This window comes from Streptomyces sp. ACA25 (assembly GCF_028200735.1).
Classification (GTDB): domain Bacteria; phylum Actinomycetota; class Actinomycetes; order Streptomycetales; family Streptomycetaceae; genus Streptomyces.
In genome coordinates, this window is the sequence record NZ_JAQKPV010000017.1 from 38,142 (window position 1) to 55,012 (window position 16,871).

Genomic DNA, 16,871 nt, shown 5'->3' on the forward strand with positions numbered 1-16,871 from the left:
CCAGCTCAGCTTCCGAGCTCCTTGCGGCCCACCCGGCGCAGCCGGCGCCGCTGCGCGGGGTCCAGGATCAGGTAGGCAGCGGCCGGAACGCCGAAAATCACGAGCGCAGCGATCCAGAAGTTCGTCAGCCACCACAGGAACAGACCGGCGACCACGCCACCGATTGCGATCTTCGCACCCTTAGTCATCGTCTTGCTCCCTCCAGCGCGGCGGCGTCCGCCGCCCCTGCCCAGGACGTCTTCCCTCGGTCCCGGGTTGCTTACCCGCGAGCCTAGCGCTGTGGCGGGCGGTCCGGACGAGCGGACCCCGGGTCGGCAGAATGCCGGCTTCCGGCGCTGAACTGCCTCCCCCTCGGGGGGAGGCAGTTCAGGCGGTGGTGCGGACGGTCAGGCGAGATTCCGCATGACCGGGTAGTAGCCGTTGGACTGCCCGGCCGCGGTCGGGTGGTAGGAGTCACCGATGGGCCAGGTGAGGCTGTGCAGCCAGGAGTTGGAGGAGCAGATTTCGTGGCCGGAGAACGCCGGACGCACGTCGCCGTAGGTGAAGCCGTGGTCCGCGGCACGCTTGGCGGTCACGGTGCTGAGGTCGTCAGATGCTGCGTTGATCGCTGCGCGCGAGGTGTCGCCGATGCCCACCCAGCAGCTGCCGAGCTGGTACATCTGCGGGTATCCGAGCACCACGACGTGAGCGTTGGGGGCCTGCGCGCGTATGGCGCTGTACACCGTGTCGAGTCGGGAGGGGAGTTGGTTCTCGATGTACTGCCGTGCCTGCGCGACGCGGGAGAGGCAGCTGTTGGTGGACTGCAGCACGCAGGTCGTCATGGTGTCGGCGAAGCCGGCGTCGTTGCCGCCGATGCTGATGGTGACCAGCGTGGTCCCGGCGTTCAGCGGGCCCATCTGGCCGGACAGCACGTCAGTGGTGCGCGCTCCCGAACAGGCCGTGAAGTGGAAGGAAGCAGGCGAGTTGGCGTTGGCCCAGAGCTCCGGGTAGGCACGCGAACTGCGCTTGCAGCTACCACTGTTGCCATAATTGCCGGCACCGACGCCGGAGGCGTAGGAGTCACCGAGCGCCACATAGGCGACCGGGGCCTCCTGCGCTGTCGCGGTGGCCGAGCCGAAGAGTGAGATGCCGAGGACGAGTCCTGCGGTAGCAAGTGCCGACGTGAGACGGCGCAGCTTCATGGAGTCTCCAAGCAGGTGGGGGCAGGGGGTGTGCTGAGACTGTGTTACCAGCGCGTAACTCCACTGGGAAGTGCTCATGCCAAGAATTCAGGTTCTTGTCAGGCACAGAAGCGGCCACGTCGTCACAAGCGGCACACATCCCCCGGGGTCCAGCCCCTGCGCAGCGGCTTCCTCACCCGCCCCCGGGGGGCCCACCGCCGAACGGCCCCGAGGCGGGGCCACCGTGCTACCGCTTGACGCCGACCCCGCCGTAAATGGCCACGCCGTTCAGCGCCTCCGGCACGGGGCCGTCCGGCTGCCAGCGGGACGCCTGGACGAGCCCGGGATCGAGAAGATCGAAGCCGCTGAAGAACGGCAGAATCTGTTCACGGCTGCGCATGGTGAGATGCGCGGTTGCCTTCCGGTAGATCTCGGAACCCCGACCGGTGTCGGCGTCCGGGTGGAAGTCGCCCGTGGCGTGGCTCAGGACGAGCCGGCTGCCCGGGGGCAGCGGGCCCGTCAGAGCGGCGATCAGCCCGGCCGGGTCCTCCTCGTCATTGATGAAGTGCAGCACCGCGACCAGCAGCAGCGCCACCGGCCGTCCGAGATCCAGGAGCCTGCGGAGCTCGGGGTGGGCCAGCACGGCATCGGGTTCCCGGAGGTCCCCGAGGAAGAAGCCGGTGTTTCCGGAGTTGATGAGCTTGGCGCCCGCGTAGGCCGACACAATCGGGTCGTTGTCGATGTAGAGCACCTTGATGCCCGGGCTGACGGAATGCGCGGCTTCGTGCGTGTTCGGGGAGGTCGGGATGCCGGTGCCGATGTCCATGATCTGGTCCACGCCGTCCCGGGCCACCGCACGCACCGCACGCTGCAGGAAGTCCCGATTGGCCCGCGCGCTCAGCACCACGTCCGGACTGAGCGCCATCACCTGCTCGGCAGCCGCCCGGTCCACCTCGTAGTTGTCCTCGCCACCCAGGTAGTAGTCGTACATCCGCGCCGGATGCGGCTTGCTGGTGTCTATCCGGGCAGGGTCGCAGCCCAGTTCACTCACGGGGTCTCCGTCTCTCAGGTGGGGTCCGGACAGATTCAGACGAGAAGGAAGTCGGCGTCTCCCGACTTCACCCCCGCGATGAAGCGCTCGATCTCGTGATGCGTGTAGATCAGCGCCGGGCCGTCCGGGTCGGTGGACTGGCGCAGGGCGACCCTCCCGTCACCCAGCCGGAGAGCCTCGACGCAGCTGCCGCCGTTTCCTCCGCTCCATGGTCTGCGCCACCCTTCCGTCCCGAGTTGTCCGGCGGGCATGCCGTTGTATATGCGATCCATGGTTCAGATCTCCTTGCGAATACCACTGAGGACGGCCTCAGTGCGGTGCACTGGCGCGGCTTGCGCGCACATGCGGTCCAGCGCTTCCCGGAACGCCGACACGTCGTCGCGCTGATCGAAGTAGGCGGCGCCTGCGAGGTTCTCCGCACAGGCGACGTCGGCCAGCTCACTGAGGGGAAACCGGAACAGGTGGAACGGCCCGTACATCGCCGGATGCGGTCCCGCCGCGAACGGCATGATCTGCAGACGTACATGCGAGAGCGCGGTGGCCTCCATCAGCCGTGTCACCTGCGCTCGCAGCACGTGAGGGCGGCCGATGGGCCTGCGCAGCACGGTTTCGTCCATCACCACCCACAGCAGGGGCGGATGCTTGCGGGCGTGCAGATCCTGACGTGCCATCCGGAGCGCGACCAGGCGCTCGATTTCCGCACCGGAGGCGTGCGGCATACCGGACCGCAGCACCGCCGTGGCGTAGGCCTCCGTCTGGAGCAGGCCGGGGATGTAGTGCGGCTCGTAGGCCCGGATCTGGTCGGCCTCGGCCTCCAGGCTGACGAACGCGCTGAACCAGTCGGGAAGTACGTCACGGTAACGGTGCCACCAGCCGGGCCGGTTCGCTTCCCGGACCAGACCGAGGAAGGAGTCCAGCTCGGACTGGTCACTGATCCCGTATATCCGCAGCAGCTTTTCGACGTAGGGAATCTTCAGCCCGACCTGGGCCTTCTCCATCCTGCGGATGGTTGCGTGGGTGACATCGAGAGCATGGGCTGCCTGTTCGTAGGACAGCCCGGCCTCCTCACGCAGATCGTGCAGCCGCCTGCCGAGCACGACACGCAGGGCGGTCGGAGCACCGCCTCCCTGACTCCCTGTCACTAGCCCTCACCTTCAACTGCGTTCATGGACAACTATGTTGCCATGTAGTTGGTAGAACCAACAGAGTGCGTGGCACGATTCTGCAATTTGCATCCTGGCTCTTGCCGGATGTCTGGTGCAGCCAGCACAGTGGAGCGGTGGCTTCCTCCTTCCGTGCTCACTCCCTGGAGCGGAACAACAGCTCCATGCCTGACAACGCGCGGCACCGCTTCCGCGTACCCGCGGTCGATGCAGCAGCGGCCGAGGCACGCAGGCGTGTCCTGCTGCAGCTCTCCGCGTGGCGCGCCCCGGTGGAAACGTGCGACAACGCGCAACTCGTGGTCTCAGAGCTGGTGACCAACGCCCTCCGGCACACCGCGAGCCGGACGGTCGGCTGCGAACTGGAGATCATGGGGAAGCTGCTCCGGGTGGCCGTCACCGGCGACGGCTCCGGGCCGACCGAGCGGCCGGCCTGCGCCACCGAGGACGACGAGGGAGGCCGTGGACTGCTGCTGGTCTGCGCGCTCTCGGAAGGCTGGGGTGTGCAGCCGTGCGACGACGGCCGGGGGCACGTCGTGTGGGCGGATCTCACCCTGGTGCATCCCCTCTGAGACGGGCCAACCCCGTCGGACAACACAACAGAGCCGCACACTCTCGCGCACAACCGGACGGCCGCGCTAGCATGACGGGACCGTGAGACACCCCGTAGTTCCGGCTCCTCGCACGGTCCCGCACAGGTGCACCGGCCGGTGCGTACCGGGGGCTTCGCCGTGAACACCTGCTGCGCCGCTCCCCGTTCGAGAGGGCCCCTTCGCCATGACCACCGCACCGCACCAGCTCTGGTACACCTCCCCCGCCCAGGAGTGGCTGGAAGCCCTGCCCGTAGGCAACGGCCGCCTCGGCGCCATGGTGTACGGCGGTACCGGCACCGAGGAGCTCCAACTGAACGAGGACACCGTCTGGGCGGGCGGCCCTCATGTCTTCGACAACCCGCAGGCCGCCGCGGCGCTGCCGGAGATCCGCCGCCTGGTGTTCGCCGGGGAATGGGACGCCGCCGCCCGTCTGACGGACTCCGATTTCATGGGCGTCCCGGTCACCCAGCCCCCGTACCAGACCGTGGGGGGACTGCGCCTCGCTTTCCCGGGCGACGGGGCGGTCACGGGGTACCGACGGGAACTGGACCTGGACCGGGCTGTGCACACCGTCCGGTTCCGCCGAAACGGCACGGGCCACCACCGTACGGTCTTCGCCAGCGCCCCGGACCAGGTCATCGTCGTCCGGCTCACCGCGGACAGCCCGGGCGCGGTGTCCTTCACCGCGCGGTTCGACAGCCCGCTGCGGACCGGCACCTCCTCCCCCGACACCGCCACCCTGGCGCTCGACGGCCAGGGCCAGGACGCCGGCGGTGTCCCCGGCCGGGTGCGGTTCCGCGCACTGGCCCGGGCGCTTCCCGAGGGCGGCACCGTGCAATCGGCGGACGGCGAACTCCGGGTCGAGGGTGCCGACGCCGTGACGCTGCTCATCTCGGCGGGCACGAACCACCTCAGCTGGCGGGACCTCAGCGGTGACCCGGCCGCGCGGGCCTCCGGTGACCTGGCCGGAGCAACGGCACACAGCTTCCAGGAGCTGCTGCGGCGGCACGTCGACGACTACGCCGAGCTGGCGGGCCGCACCGTGCTGGAGCTGCCCGCGACTCCCGCCGCGGGCCTTCCCACCGACCGACGGGTGGCGGAGTTCCGTCACGGGGACGATCCCCAACTGGCGGCGCTCTGCTTCCACTACGGTCGCTACCTGCTGATCTCCTGTTCCCGTCCGGGCACCCAGCCGGCCAATCTGCAGGGTCTGTGGAACGACCTGACGGACCCGCCGTGGGGCTGCAAGTACACGATCAACATCAACAGCGAGATGAATTACTGGCCGGCCGGTCCGGCCAACCTGCTCGAATGCTGGGAACCGCTGTTCGCCCTGCTGCAGGAGGTGACGGTCTCCGGCGCCCGCACCGCCCGCGACTCCTACGGGGCGGGCGGCTGGGTCGCGCACCACAACGTCGACGCCTGGCGCGGCACCGCCCCGGCGGACGGCGCGTTCTGGGGCATGTGGCCGACCGGGGGCGCGTGGCTGTCGCTGGCGGTGTGGGAGCACTACCGCTTCACCGGCGACGCGGCAGCCCTGCGGGAGCGCTACCCCGTGCTGGCGGGGGCCGCACGGTTCTTCCTGGACACCCTGGTGGACGACCCCGGCACCGGCCATCTGGTGACCTGCCCTTCCGTCTCCCCCGAGAACGCCCACCACCCCGGTCCCGGCGGCTCACTCTGCGCCGGGCCCACGATGGACAACCAGATTCTGCGCGACCTGTTCGACGCGGTGGCGGAGGCGTCCTCGCTGCTCGGCACGGACGCCGCTCTCCGCGGGGAGGTTCAGGCCGCCCGGGCCCGCCTGGCCCCGATGCGCGTCGGCGCACAGGGCCAGCTCCAGGAATGGCAGCAGGACTGGGACGCCGGGGCGCCCGAGCAGGACCACCGGCACATCTCTCATCTGTACGGCCTGCACCCCAGCAGTCAGATCACCCGCCACGGCACTCCCGAACTGTTCGCCGCGGCCCGCACCACGCTCGAGCAGCGGGGTGACGAAGGCACCGGATGGTCCCTCGCCTGGAAAATCAACTTCTGGGCCCGGCTGGGGGACGGGGATCACTCGTACCGGCAACTGGCGCGGCAGCTGACCCCCGAGCGCACCGCACCCAACCTCTTCGACCTGCATCCGCCCTTCCAGATCGACGGCAACTTCGGCGCAGTCGCCGGCGTCACGGAATGGCTCCTGCAGAGTCACACCGGTGAGCTGGCGCTGCTCCCCGCCCTCCCCACAGCTCTGCCCCGGGGCCGGGTCCGCGGTCTGCTGGCCCGCGGGGGCTTCGAGGTGGGCCTCCGCTGGGCCCGCGGCGCCCTGACGGAGGCCACCCTCGCCTCGCGGCTCGGCGGCCGGGCCCGGATCCGCGCGGCGGAAGGCCTCGCCGTGTCCTGCGACGGCATCCCCGTGCCGGCCGCCCACCCGGAGCCTGAAGTGACCGAGTTCGCCACCCGGCCGAACGCCCTCTACCGCCTCACGCCGCGGCGGGGATGTCACTCCCCGACAGAGTGATCATGGCCGGGCGCTATCCCCGGGACGGGGTGGGATGCGAGACTTCCGGGACCTGTCGAGCCGGACCGGGCCGCCGCCGGTCCCCGGTGCCGGACCGATCCCTCCCGGCGCGGGCGGACTGCGTCCCGAACCCGTTCGATACGGTGGCAGGAACGGCACCGGGGGTATACACCGGGTCCGGGCCGGCGGGCCGCACCCCGGAGGACCGGCAGCAGCCAGAAGCAGCACCGGGCGCAGTCCGTGCGGAAACTGCGCAGCGACGCGGACGGGAGGCAGGTCATGGGGACCGAGCCGAAGGGGCAGGACGAGCCGCACGGCAAGGACGAGCCCCGGCATGACGAGTGGGACAACTTCGTGCTGGACGAGAATTTCGTCCGCGGTGCCGAGGTCAGCGAGCCGACGGCACGCACGAGGATGCTCACCGAGCGCTGGAGGAACGAGGCCCCCGACCCGCAGCCGTGGCGCTCCGACGAACCGCCCGCGGGCTGGATCCACAGCAGGTCCTCCAAGCAGCGGGAGAAGGACAAGAAGCCGAAGAAGAAGCGCCGCGGCTGGTTCCGGCGCAAAGGGAAGAAGGAGGAGGGCGACGCCGAGTAGGCGCCGCGTTCCGCTGTGAGTGCCCGGGGCGGTCACGACAGGGGTCGTGGCCGCCCCAGGGCCGTTGAGGAACGGCCCGCCACCTCGGGACACACGCACAGCATTGCCTGACTCATCCTTTCTATCCTGTTTGGGATGCTCTCTCCCGAGGCAGCCGTACGGTCCGGCAGTACTCGGCTGAGGATGAGTGATGACAACCTCGATGGGCCGGACCGCGTGGCGGACGATCCTCGGGCTGTTCGTACTGGTGTGGCTCGTGATCACCGCGGGCGGTGCCGTGGCGCAGCAGCAGCCCGCGGTACTGCTCGCCCGGGTGGACAGCACCATCACCCAGGTGACCGCCGACCACCTGGAGTCGGCGGTGCGCGAAGCCGACCGGGGAGGGTACGACGCCCTGCTCGTGGAGCTGGACACCCCAGGCGGGCTGGACACTGCCATGCGCGAGATCATCCAGGAGTTCCTGGACGCCCCGGTTCCCGTACTGGTCCACGTCGCCCCCGCCGGCGCCCGGGCCACCTCCGCGGGCGCACTGATCACGCTCTCCTCACATGTCGCCGCCATGGCGCCGGGAACGTCCATCGGTGCCGCGACCCCCGTGGAACTTCAGGGCGGGGACGGCGCGGCCGGCGAGAAAGCGGTCAACGACACCGCCGCCTACGCCGTGTCGGTGGCGGAGCAGCGCGGCCGGAACGTCGAGTTCGCCGAGGAGGCGGTGCGGGACGCCCGCTCGGTGTCCGCCGCGGAAGCTGTCGATCTGGAGGTCGTCGATCTGCTCGCCGCCGACCGCGCAACGCTGCTGTCCGCTGTCGACGGCCGTCAGATCGTCCTCGGTGACGGCTCGGCCGTGGAGCTGTCCACCACGGACGCCGCGGTCACCGAACACGGGATGAGCCTTTTCCAGAATGTGCTGCAGTTGCTGGCGGACCCCGATCTGGCGTTCCTGTTCCTGGCGCTGGGCGTGCTCGCCGTGCTCTTCGAGGTCGCCTCGCCGGGTGTGGGCATCGGTGGCGCGCTTGGGGTGATCCTGCTGATCCTGGGGTTCTTCGCACTGAACGTGCTGCCGGTCAACGCTGCCGGGGTCGCGCTGCTGCTGCTGGCCGGTGCGCTGTTCCTCGGGGAGCTGTTCACGCCCGGGGTGGGTGTGTTCGCGGCCGGCGGCTCGGTCGCCCTGCTCTTCGGCGGGCTGTTCCTCTTCGAGGGGGCGGTGGAGGTCAGCCCGCAGGTCCTGGTCCCGGCCACGGTCGCCATCGGACTCGGGGCGGTGCTCGCCGGGAGGCTGGCTCTGCGGGCGGGCCGCACCCGCCCGGCCAGCGGCGCGGAAGCCCTGGTGGGCCGGCAGGTGGTGCTCGGGCCCGTGGAGAACGGCAGAGGGCGCGCCGGCCTCGACGGCACGTCCTGGCAGGTACGGGGCAGTCACGGACAGCCGTTGCGCGAGGGCGCTGCCGCCGAGGTCGTCTCCGTGGACGGGATCACGCTGATCGTCGAACCCTGCCCGGAGGAAGGTGGAGAACAATGAACGACGTCATCGCCTGGATTCTGCTGGCCCTGGTGCTTGTGGTGCTGCTCTCCGCTTCCGTGCGCATCGCGCGGGAGTACGAGCGCGGGGTGATCTTCCGGCTCGGGCGGGTGATCGATGCCAAGGGGCCCGGTCTGTTCTTCCTCATTCCCGTGGTGGACCGGATGGAGCGGGTCTCCCTGCGCACCATCACGATGGACATACCGGCACAGGACATCATCACCAAGGACAACGTCACCGTCCGCGTCAACGCGGTGACCTACTTCAATGTGGTCGAGCCCGTGCGTTCCGTCGTCGCCATCGAGAACCACGTCACCGGCACGTCGCAGATCGCCCAGACCACCCTGCGCAGCGTGCTGGGCCAGGTCGACCTCGATGAGCTGCTGGCCCAGCGCGATGAGATCAACCAGCGGCTGCAGCAGATCATCGACAACGTCACCGACCCGTGGGGGGTGAAGGTCTCCCTCGTGGAAGTGAAGGACGTGGAGCTGCCGGAATCGATGCGCCGGGCCATGGCCCGGCAGGCCGAGTCCGAACGGGACCGGCGGGCGAAGGTCATCCACTCGCACGGTGAGTTCGAGGCGGCGGCCAAACTCGGCGAGGCGGCGGAGATCCTGGAGGTGCATCCCGCGGCCATGCAGTTGCGCCTGCTGTCCACGATGGCGGAGGTCGCCAGCGAGCGGAACTCCACTCTCATCTTTCCGCTGCCGATGGAGATCCTGCGCCTGGTCGACACGCTGAACGCGCAGGTGGCCGGGGAGTCCGGGAACGAGTAGCCGGTCCTGTCCGGTAAGGACGCGGGAAAACGGGTTACCCGGTGGGAGGGAACACCGGCACGGCACCAGCGAGCCACACGAGAGGTGACACCATGCAGCACGACGAATTCGTGGGCCAGGTACAGGCCCGGGCGCGGCTGAGCAGCCGGGGAGCCGCCGAGACCGCGATCCGGGCCTCTCTGGAGACGCTCGCGGAGCGCATCCAGGCACCCCTTGCGGAGAATCTGGCCGCGCAGCTGCCGCGAGAGATCGGGGAGAACCTCCGGCGGGTCGCCAAGGCTCCTGGGAGCCCGGACACCGGCGTGCGGATGAGCCGCCAGGAATTCTTCGACCGGGTGGCCGACCGGGCGGGCGCGCACGGCCCGAAGGCGATGCACGAGGCCCGGTGTGTGATCGAAGTGGTCGGTGAGGCGACCGAGGGCCACGTGCTGGACCATGTCCGGCAGTCCCTGGATGAGGAGCTGGCCCGCATCCTGTTCGCCGGCAGCGAGGGCCACTGAACCGAAGCGCCCCTCGGCCGCGCCCCCGGCGGCAGGGCCGGGGGCGCGGCGGGAGACCTCGGGCTGTTCAGCCGCGGGCGCCCAGGAGGTGGTCCATCGCCAGCTGGTCCAGCCGCTCGAATCCCATGCCGCGCCGGGCCGCGGCCTCGACGTCGAAGTCCTCGAAGGCGCTGCGGTCCCCGCGCAGGGAGGCCGCGGTCTCGCCCGGCTCCAGGGTCGGACGGGCGAGTTCGTCCAGCCGGGAGTCGCGCAGGGCCTGCTGCACCTCGGGGTCGGCACGGAAGGCTGTGGCACGCTCCTTGAGGATCAGGTAGTTGCGCATGCAGCCGGCGGCCGAAGCCCACACTCCGTCGGTGCCCTCGGTCCGCGCGGGCTTGAAGTCGAAGTGCTTGGGGCCGTCGTAGCCCTCGGACTCCAGCAGGTCCACCAGCCAGAAGGCGCCGCGCAGGTCACCGGCGCCGAACCGCAGGTCCTGGTCGAACTTGATGCCGTTCTGGCCGTTGAGGTCGATGTGGTAGAGCTTGCCGGCCCACAGCGCCTGGGCGATGCCGTGCGCGAAGTTCAGCCCTGCCATCTGCTCGTGGCCGGTCTCGGGGTTGACCCCGAAGAGCTCCGGACGCTCCAGCCGCTCGATGAACGCCAGCGCGTGGCCGACAGTGGGCAGCAGGATGTCGCCCCGCGGCTCGTTGGGCTTGGGCTCGAGCGCGAACCGCAGGCCGTAGCCCTGCTCGGTGACGTAGTCGGCCAGCAGGTCGAAGGCTTCCTTCAGCCGGTCCAGAGCGCCCGGCACGTGCTTGGCGGCGCCGGACTCCGCGCCCTCCCGGCCGCCCCAAGCGACGTAGGTCTCCGCGCCGAGCTCGGCGGCGAGGTCGATGTTGCGCATGGTCTTGCGCAGTGCGTAGCGCCGCACGTCCCGGTCGTTGGCCGTGAAGGCACCGTCCTTGAACACCGGGTGGGTGAACAGGTTGGTGGTGGCCATCGGCACCTTCATGCCGGTGGCGTCCAGGGCCTCACGGAAGCGCTTGATGTGTCCCTCGCGCTCCGCCTCCGAGGCGCCGAACGGGATGAGGTCGTCGTCGTGGAAGGTGACCCCGTGGGCGCCGAGCTCGGCGAGACGCGTGACGCTCTCCACCGGGTCGAGGGCGTCGCGGGTGGCGTCACCGAACGGGTCGCGGCCCTGCCAGCCGACGGTCCACAGACCGAAGGTGAACTTGTCCGAGGGGGTGGGCTGGTATGTCATGGCGGGCTCCTCGCTATTTCGTCATCGCACTTTACAAATTAGTATGCAGGAAGCCGCAGCGGAAGCCCCCGCCGCCACTCCGTCAGAGAGGATTCGTCAATGGACTCCCCGGAAGGCCCGCTCGTCATCGGTGTGGACAGCTCCACCCAGTCGACCAAAGTCCTGGTCGTGGACGCAGCGACCGGTGCGGTGGTGGCCCGCGGCCAGTCACCGCACACCGTCACCGCAGAGCACGACAGCGACCCCGCCCAGTGGTGGGAGGCCCTCCGCCTGGCCCTGGAGCAGTGCGGCCCCGTCGTGCAGCGGGCGGCAGCGGTGTCCGTCGCAGGCCAGCAGCACGGCCTGGTGACGCTGGACGCGGACGGGCGTCCGGTGCGCAACGCGCTGCTGTGGAACGACACCCGCTCGGCACCGCAGCGCGACCGCCTGGTGGAAGCCCTCGGCGGTCCGGCTGCCTGGGCCGAGCGGACGGGCAGCGTGCCGGCGGCCTCCTTCACCGTGACGAAATGGGCCTGGCTGCGCGAGCACGAGCCTGAGGCGGCCGCCGCGACCCGGGCCGTCCGGCTGCCGCACGACTACCTCACCGGGCGGCTCACCGGCCAGGAGGTCACCGGCGGAACCACGGACCGCGGCGACGTCTCCGGAACCGGCTGGTGGTCCTCGGCCACCGGCAGCTACGACGAGGGAATCCTCGGCCTGGCGGACCTCGACCCGGCCCTGCTCCCCCGTGTCCTGGAGGCGGGCGAGGCTGCCGGCACGGTACGCCCGGGGCTGCCGCTGCCGGAGGGCATTCTGGTCGCGCCCGGCACCGGCGACAACATGGCGGGTGCGCTGGGCCTGGGCCTGGTGCCCGGGCGTCCAGCCCTCACTCTGGGCACCTCCGGCGCCGTCTACGCCGTCTCCCGGGAGCGCCCGGCGGACCCCACCGGCATCGTCGCCGGCTTCGCCGATGCCCGGCACGACTGGCTGCCGCTGGCCTGCACCCTCAACTGCACGCTCGCCGTCGACCGGATCGCCGCGCTTCTGGGCCGGGAACGGGAAGCAGTGGAGCCGGGCGGCGAACTGGTCGTGCTGCCCTTCCTCGACGGTGAGCGGACACCCGACCTGCCGTACGCCGGCGGGCTGTTCAGCGGCCTGCGGCACAGCACAACCGGCGGCCAGGTCCTGCAAGCCGCCTACGACGGGGCGGTCTTCGCGCTGTTGCAGGCGCTGGACCGGGTGCTCGACGAGAGCGCCGACCCCGGGGAGCCGATTCTGCTGATCGGCGGTGGAGCACAGGGCACCGCCTGGCGCGAGACGGTCCGCCGGCTCTCCGGACGGCCGGTACAGGTGCCGGTCGCCCGCGAACTCGTCGCCCTGGGGGCGGCCGCCCAGGCAGCCGGGCTGCTGCTGGGACGGGATGCGGCGGAGGTGGCCCGCGACTGGGACACTGCCGCCGGACCCGCGTACGAAGCCGTGCCGCGTGACGAGGCGGCGCTGAACCGGCTCGCCCGGACCCTCGACGCCGCCGACACGCTGCTGCGGCAGCACTGACCCAGGAGACCGACCGTGGCCCAGCCCGCACCCCAGTCCCAGGCCGAGATGCGGCAGCGGAACCTCTCCCGGGTCTTGCACGCCCTGGCGGCCGAGGGGCCGCTCTCCCGGGCCACGGTCGCCACCCGAATCGGACTCACCCGGGCGGCGGTCTCCACACTGGTGGACGAGCTGCTGCGGGCCGGCCTGGTCACCGAGCAGCGGCCGGGCCGGTCCGGCACCGTCGGCCGGCCGGGCACAGCTCTGCTGCTGGCCGACCGGGGGCCGTGCGGGTTCGGCGCGGAGATCGGCGTGGACCGGCTGGCCGTCTGCGCGATGGACCTGCGCGGCGCGGTGCGTGCCCGGATCAGCAGGAGCACCCGAGGGCTGGACACCGGCCCCGAGGCCGTGCTCGGCCGGCTGGGTGAGCTGCTGCACCGGCTCATCGAGGAAGCCGCGGCGCTCGGACTCCAGCCCCACCGGGTGACGGTGGCCGTGCCCGGCCTGGTGGCCCGGAGCGCCGCCACCGTCATGCACGCTCCCAACCTCGGGTGGCGGGACGTGGATCTGGGCGGGCTGATGCCCGCCGGCCTCGGCCCGCTCACCGTGGACAACGAGGCCAACCTCGGAGCGCTGGCGGAACTCTGGGCCGGCGGCCACTCCCCCGCACCGGACAGCTTCATCCATGTGTCGGCGGAGATCGGCATCGGTGCCGCGGTGATCGTCGACGGTGAACTGCTGCGCGGGGCCCACGGTTTCGCTGGCGAGCTCGGGCACGTGCCGGTACAGCCGGACGGCCGTGACTGCTCCTGCGGGGGGCGCGGCTGCCTCGAAACCTACGCCGGTACGGAAGCCCTGCTGCGGGCCGCCGGCGTCGACCCGGACCCCGGCGTCCGGGTCGACGCACTGAGCAGCCGCTGCACGGAGGGCGACGCGACCGCGCTGCGGGCGGTGCGGCAGGCCGGCACCGCCCTGGGGGTGGCGCTCTCCGGAGCGGTCAACCTTCTCGATCCGCGGCAGGTGGTGGTCGGCGGGGCGCTGGCCCGTCTCGCCCCCTGGCTGCTGCCACCGCTGCGCAGCGAGCTGACGCGTCGCACGGCGGTGGCCGAGGGCGGGCGCCCCACTCCCCTCCCCGTGACCGCCTCCCGGTTCGGCCAGGACGGGCCGCTGCTCGGCGCGGCCCACTCCGCGGTGCGCGGGGTTCTGGATGCCCCTCCGCGGCCGGCCCCGCAGGCCCGGCCCGCCGCGGCCGGGCGCCGCTGAACTCCCGTCGGACAGTGAGCCCCCGGAGCGCAGGCGGGCACACCCCCGGTATGCGGGAACGGCAAACCATGCGGCTCGAGCCGGGACAGAGGAACCGGCTTTAGCATGAGGCGATGAACCCACTCTTCCCGGCGCTGGAGAGCGCCTCGGCAAAGCCCGCGCTGCGCTTCACCGACCGGACGCTCAGCTACGCGCGGCTCGCGGCGGTGGCGGCCCCCCTCGCGCGCCGTATCGCCGGGCAGGAGCGCGTGGCTGTCTGGGCCACCCCGACGCCGGAGACCGCGGTGGCGATCGTTGCCGCCCTGCTGGCGGGCGTGCCCGCTGTGCCGGTCAACCCGAGGACCGGCGAGCGGGAACTGGACCACCTGGTGCTGGACAGCTCCCCCGGCCTGGTGCTGGCCGGTCCCCGGGACACGCTCCCCGGCGCCCTCACCGTGTTCCCACGGCTCGATGCGGCGCTGCCTCCCGAGGGAACCGGCCCAGGGGAGCAGGAGCCGGCTGAACCAATCCCGCCGGACACCTTCGATCCGGAAAGCCCGGCGCTGGTCATTTACACCTCCGGCACCACCGGTCCGCCCAAGGGCGTGGTCCTCTCCCGCCGGGCGGTCACCGCCACGCTGGACACCCTGGCCGAGGCCTGGCACTGGACCGGCGAGGACGTCGTCGTGCACGCGCTCCCGCTGTTCCACGTGCACGGTCTGGTGCTGGGCACCCTTGGCCCGCTGCGGCTCGGCGGCACCGTGCACCACCTGGGCCGGTTCTCCCCCGCCGCCGCCGCCGAGGCACTCGGCGGAGAGGGCACCGCGCTGTTCGCGGTGCCCACGATGTACCACCGGCTCGCCGAGGCGCTGGAGGAGGATCCCGGTCTCGCCCGCCCGCTGGCCGGGGCCCGGCTCCTCGTCTCGGGCTCCGCGCCGCTGCCACTGCCCGACCTGCGGCGGATCGAGGAGGCGACCGGCCGCCGCGTCATCGAGCGGTACGGCATGAGCGAGACGCTGATGAACACCAGCGTGCGCCCGGACGGCCCGCCTGCCCCGGGCACGGTGGGCGTGCCGTTGCCGGGGGTGCAGGTGCGGCTGGTGGACGATGCCGGGACACCGCTGCCGCCTGGAGAAGCCGCATCCCCCGGTGAGATCCAGGTCCGCGGGCCGAACCTGTTCACCGAGTACCTCAACCAGCCGGAAGCGACCGAGGCCGCGTTCACCGAGGGCTGGTTCCGCACCGGTGACCTGGCGACCCGGGACGCCACGGGGAACTACCGGATCATCGGACGTCGCTCCACCGACCTGATCAAGAGCGGAGGCCACCGCATCGGCGCCGGGGAGATCGAGAACGCGCTGCTGGACCATCCGGGGGTGGCGGAGGCGGCCGTCACCGGAGAGCCGGACCCCGACCTGGGGGAACGGATCGTCGCCTGGGTGGTGCTGCGCGCCTCCGCCGGGCCGGTTACCGAGCAGGAGCTCACCGCGCACATCGCGGGGCAGCTCGCGCCGCACAAACGGCCCCGGACCGTCCGGTTCCGCGACTCGCTGCCCCGCAACGACCTGGGGAAGCTCCTGAAACGGGAACTGCGGTGACCGGCGTCACCGGGCAGGCCCCGGCCCGGGCGCTCATCGCGTCGGTCACCGACACGTTCTCCGAGCTCCCCGTAACCCCCGCGCCACAGGGCCCTGACGGCCCCATCGGCTGGACGGGTTATGACGCGGCCCGCGCCCGAGCGCGGGAGCGTACCGGCGAGAGCGAGTCCGTGGTCTGCGGTATCGGGCGCACCGGCGGCACCGAGGCGGTGCTGATCGCCTTCGAGTTCGGGTTCCTCGGCGGCTCCCTCGGCGAGCGCACCGGTGACCGCGTCGAGAACGCCTTCGTCACCGCAAGGGATCTTTCGCTGCCCGTGGTCTCCCTGCTCGCCACCGGTGGCAGCCGGATGCAGGAGGGGATGCGGGCGCTGCGACAGCTGCAGCGCCTCACCCGGCAGTGCGTCCTGCTGGCAGCTGCCGGACTGCCGCACCTGGCCGTCCTGAGCGGCCCGGTCACCGGCGGCGGCTGGGCCACCCTGGGAGCCGGCGCGGACGTGCGGCTGGCCCTGCCAGGCGCGCAGATCGGCTTCGCCGGTTCCCGGGTACGGCCCGCCGGGGAGGACCCTGCCGCCTACACGGCCGAGGGGCAGCTGGCGGCCGGCCGGATCGACGGGATCGTGCCGCCCGAACGGCTGCGAGGCACCGTCAGGCAGTGGCTGCACCTGCTCACCCGCCCCGCGCACACCGCGGCGGAGCCACCGCACGCGCTGGGCTCCGCGGAACCGCCGGCGAACGGCTGGGAGGCCGTCCGGCGGACCCGGGCACCGCAGCGGCCCCGGGCCGGCGCCTACCTCGACGCTTACTTCACCAGCCGCGAGGAGCTGCACAGCGTCGACCCGGGCATGCGGTGCGGTTTCGGCAGCCGGGACGGGCGGACCGTCGCCTACGCGGCACAGTTGGGCACCGCAACCAGGCCCGTCGGCTTCCGGCTGGCCGCCCGGCTGATCCGGCTCGCGGGCCGGCTGTCGGTGCCGGTGCTGACGCTGGTGGACACCCCCGGAGCGGCGAATGACGCGGTGGCCGAACGGGACGGGGCGGGCGCGGCCATCGCCGAGACCTTTGCGGCGGTGGCCGCGTCCCCGGTGCCGGTGACCACGCTGCTGATCGGCGAGGGCGGATCGGGCGGGGCGCTGGCGCTGTCCTCCCCCGACCGCACCTGGGCGGTGCCCGGAAGCTACTTTTCGGTGATCGCCCCGGAACCGGCGGTGGCCATCCTCAAGCGCGGGCCGGAGGAGGTTCCCGCGACCGCCGGACAGCTGCGGCTCCGCCCGCAGGACCTGCTGGAAATCGGCGCCGTCCGGGGGATCGTGCCCCACGGGCCCGCCGCGGGTCCCCCGGACTCAGCCGGCCGGCCCGAGGGCTGAACGGGACACCGAACCGGACGGCCCGGGCCGTCCGCCGGGACGCGCGGAAGGGCGGC

General features: G+C 71.7%; 16 protein-coding genes. 10 read left to right on the forward strand and 6 right to left on the reverse strand.

Features of this window, described 5'->3' with window-relative positions:
* Positions 1–5: 5 nt before the first annotated feature.
* The 5 genes from PJ985_RS21355 to PJ985_RS21375 form a co-directional block, all read right to left on the reverse strand.
* The gene (locus tag PJ985_RS21355; protein ID WP_271685510.1) at positions 6–188 is read right to left on the reverse strand and encodes a hypothetical protein; all 183 of its coding nucleotides are present in this window, start codon (positions 186–188) and stop codon (positions 6–8) included.
* Positions 189–386: 198 nt separating this feature from the next.
* On the reverse strand, positions 387–1,181 hold the full coding sequence (locus PJ985_RS21360; RefSeq protein ID WP_271685511.1) for an SGNH/GDSL hydrolase family protein: 795 nt from the start codon (positions 1,179–1,181) through the stop codon (positions 387–389).
* A gap of 226 nt (positions 1,182–1,407) precedes the next feature.
* A complete protein-coding gene (locus PJ985_RS21365; protein ID WP_271685512.1) occupies positions 1,408–2,211 on the reverse strand; it encodes an SAM-dependent methyltransferase in 804 nt (267 codons plus the stop codon).
* Between the two features lie 35 nt (positions 2,212–2,246).
* Entirely contained in the window at positions 2,247–2,483 is a 237-nt protein-coding gene (locus tag PJ985_RS21370; RefSeq protein WP_271685513.1) for a DUF397 domain-containing protein, read from the reverse strand.
* 3 nt (positions 2,484–2,486) lie between these two features.
* Positions 2,487–3,353: a helix-turn-helix domain-containing protein gene (locus PJ985_RS21375; RefSeq protein WP_271685514.1), complete on the reverse strand. Its 867-nt coding sequence runs from the start codon at positions 3,351–3,353 to the stop codon at positions 2,487–2,489.
* Positions 3,354–3,538: 185 nt separating this feature from the next.
* On the opposite strand from PJ985_RS21375, the gene PJ985_RS21380 reads away from it, so the two are divergent.
* The 6 genes from PJ985_RS21380 to PJ985_RS21405 all read left to right on the forward strand — a co-directional run bounded on the left by PJ985_RS21380 (position 3,539) and on the right by PJ985_RS21405 (position 9,859).
* A complete protein-coding gene (locus tag PJ985_RS21380) occupies positions 3,539–3,943 on the forward strand; it encodes an ATP-binding protein (protein ID WP_271685515.1) in 405 nt (134 codons plus the stop codon).
* A gap of 205 nt (positions 3,944–4,148) precedes the next feature.
* Positions 4,149–6,470 carry a glycoside hydrolase family 95 protein gene (locus PJ985_RS21385; RefSeq protein ID WP_271685516.1) on the forward strand — a complete coding sequence of 774 codons (2,322 nt, stop codon included), beginning with the start codon at positions 4,149–4,151 and terminating at the stop codon, positions 6,468–6,470.
* A gap of 279 nt (positions 6,471–6,749) precedes the next feature.
* A complete protein-coding gene (locus tag PJ985_RS21390) occupies positions 6,750–7,067 on the forward strand; it encodes an SGM_3592 family protein (RefSeq protein ID WP_271685517.1) in 318 nt (105 codons plus the stop codon).
* 190 nt (positions 7,068–7,257) lie between these two features.
* Positions 7,258–8,583 carry an NfeD family protein gene (locus PJ985_RS21395; protein WP_271685518.1) on the forward strand — a complete coding sequence of 442 codons (1,326 nt, stop codon included), beginning with the start codon at positions 7,258–7,260 and terminating at the stop codon, positions 8,581–8,583.
* Positions 8,580–9,359, forward strand: a complete 780-nt coding sequence (locus tag PJ985_RS21400; RefSeq protein ID WP_271685519.1) for a slipin family protein — start codon at positions 8,580–8,582, stop codon at positions 9,357–9,359. Before PJ985_RS21395 ends, PJ985_RS21400 begins: the two co-directional genes overlap by 4 nt.
* Positions 9,360–9,451: 92 nt before the next feature.
* On the forward strand, positions 9,452–9,859 hold the full coding sequence (locus PJ985_RS21405) for a DUF2267 domain-containing protein (RefSeq protein ID WP_271685520.1): 408 nt from the start codon (positions 9,452–9,454) through the stop codon (positions 9,857–9,859).
* A 67-nt stretch (positions 9,860–9,926) separates the two neighbouring features.
* Here PJ985_RS21405 and xylA read toward each other — a convergent pair whose 3' ends face one another.
* Positions 9,927–11,099 (reverse strand): xylose isomerase, encoded by a 1,173-nt coding sequence (xylA, locus tag PJ985_RS21410; protein ID WP_271685521.1) that lies wholly within the window; start codon positions 11,097–11,099, stop codon positions 9,927–9,929.
* A 99-nt stretch (positions 11,100–11,198) separates the two neighbouring features.
* Here xylA and xylB point away from each other — a divergent pair, with 99 nt between their 5' ends.
* The 4 genes from xylB to PJ985_RS21430 all read left to right on the forward strand — a co-directional run bounded on the left by xylB (position 11,199) and on the right by PJ985_RS21430 (position 16,815).
* On the forward strand, positions 11,199–12,632 hold the full coding sequence (gene xylB / locus PJ985_RS21415; RefSeq protein WP_271685522.1) for a xylulokinase: 1,434 nt from the start codon (positions 11,199–11,201) through the stop codon (positions 12,630–12,632).
* Between the two features lie 48 nt (positions 12,633–12,680).
* Complete coding sequence (locus PJ985_RS21420) at positions 12,681–13,874, forward strand: ROK family transcriptional regulator (protein ID WP_271685555.1); 1,194 nt, start codon at positions 12,681–12,683, stop codon at positions 13,872–13,874.
* 113 nt (positions 13,875–13,987) lie between these two features.
* Positions 13,988–15,451: an acyl-CoA synthetase gene (locus tag PJ985_RS21425; protein WP_271685523.1), complete on the forward strand. Its 1,464-nt coding sequence runs from the start codon at positions 13,988–13,990 to the stop codon at positions 15,449–15,451.
* A complete protein-coding gene (locus PJ985_RS21430; RefSeq protein ID WP_271685524.1) occupies positions 15,448–16,815 on the forward strand; it encodes a carboxyl transferase domain-containing protein in 1,368 nt (455 codons plus the stop codon). Before PJ985_RS21425 ends, PJ985_RS21430 begins: the two co-directional genes overlap by 4 nt.
* Positions 16,816–16,871: the final 56 nt, after the last annotated feature.

What these genes read in the sequence shown, in the direction of transcription:
- PJ985_RS21355 (WP_271685510.1), bottom strand. Translation starts at nt 188, where the DNA reads ATGACTAAGGGTGCGAAGATCGCAATCGGTGGCGTGGTCGCCGGTCTG.
- PJ985_RS21360 (WP_271685511.1), bottom strand. Translation starts at nt 1,181, where the DNA reads ATGAAGCTGCGCCGTCTCACGTCGGCACTTGCTACCGCAGGACTCGTC.
- PJ985_RS21370 (WP_271685513.1), bottom strand. Translation starts at nt 2,483, where the DNA reads ATGGATCGCATATACAACGGCATGCCCGCCGGACAACTCGGGACGGAA.
- PJ985_RS21380 (WP_271685515.1), top strand. Translation starts at nt 3,539, where the DNA reads ATGCCTGACAACGCGCGGCACCGCTTCCGCGTACCCGCGGTCGATGCA.
- PJ985_RS21385 (WP_271685516.1), top strand. Translation starts at nt 4,149, where the DNA reads ATGACCACCGCACCGCACCAGCTCTGGTACACCTCCCCCGCCCAGGAG.
- PJ985_RS21390 (WP_271685517.1), top strand. Translation starts at nt 6,750, where the DNA reads ATGGGGACCGAGCCGAAGGGGCAGGACGAGCCGCACGGCAAGGACGAG.
- PJ985_RS21395 (WP_271685518.1), top strand. Translation starts at nt 7,258, where the DNA reads ATGACAACCTCGATGGGCCGGACCGCGTGGCGGACGATCCTCGGGCTG.
- PJ985_RS21400 (WP_271685519.1), top strand. Translation starts at nt 8,580, where the DNA reads ATGAACGACGTCATCGCCTGGATTCTGCTGGCCCTGGTGCTTGTGGTG.
- PJ985_RS21405 (WP_271685520.1), top strand. Translation starts at nt 9,452, where the DNA reads ATGCAGCACGACGAATTCGTGGGCCAGGTACAGGCCCGGGCGCGGCTG.
- xylA (WP_271685521.1), bottom strand. Translation starts at nt 11,099, where the DNA reads ATGACATACCAGCCCACCCCCTCGGACAAGTTCACCTTCGGTCTGTGG.
- xylB (WP_271685522.1), top strand. Translation starts at nt 11,199, where the DNA reads ATGGACTCCCCGGAAGGCCCGCTCGTCATCGGTGTGGACAGCTCCACC.
- PJ985_RS21420 (WP_271685555.1), top strand. Translation starts at nt 12,681, where the DNA reads ATGCGGCAGCGGAACCTCTCCCGGGTCTTGCACGCCCTGGCGGCCGAG.
- PJ985_RS21425 (WP_271685523.1), top strand. Translation starts at nt 13,988, where the DNA reads ATGAACCCACTCTTCCCGGCGCTGGAGAGCGCCTCGGCAAAGCCCGCG.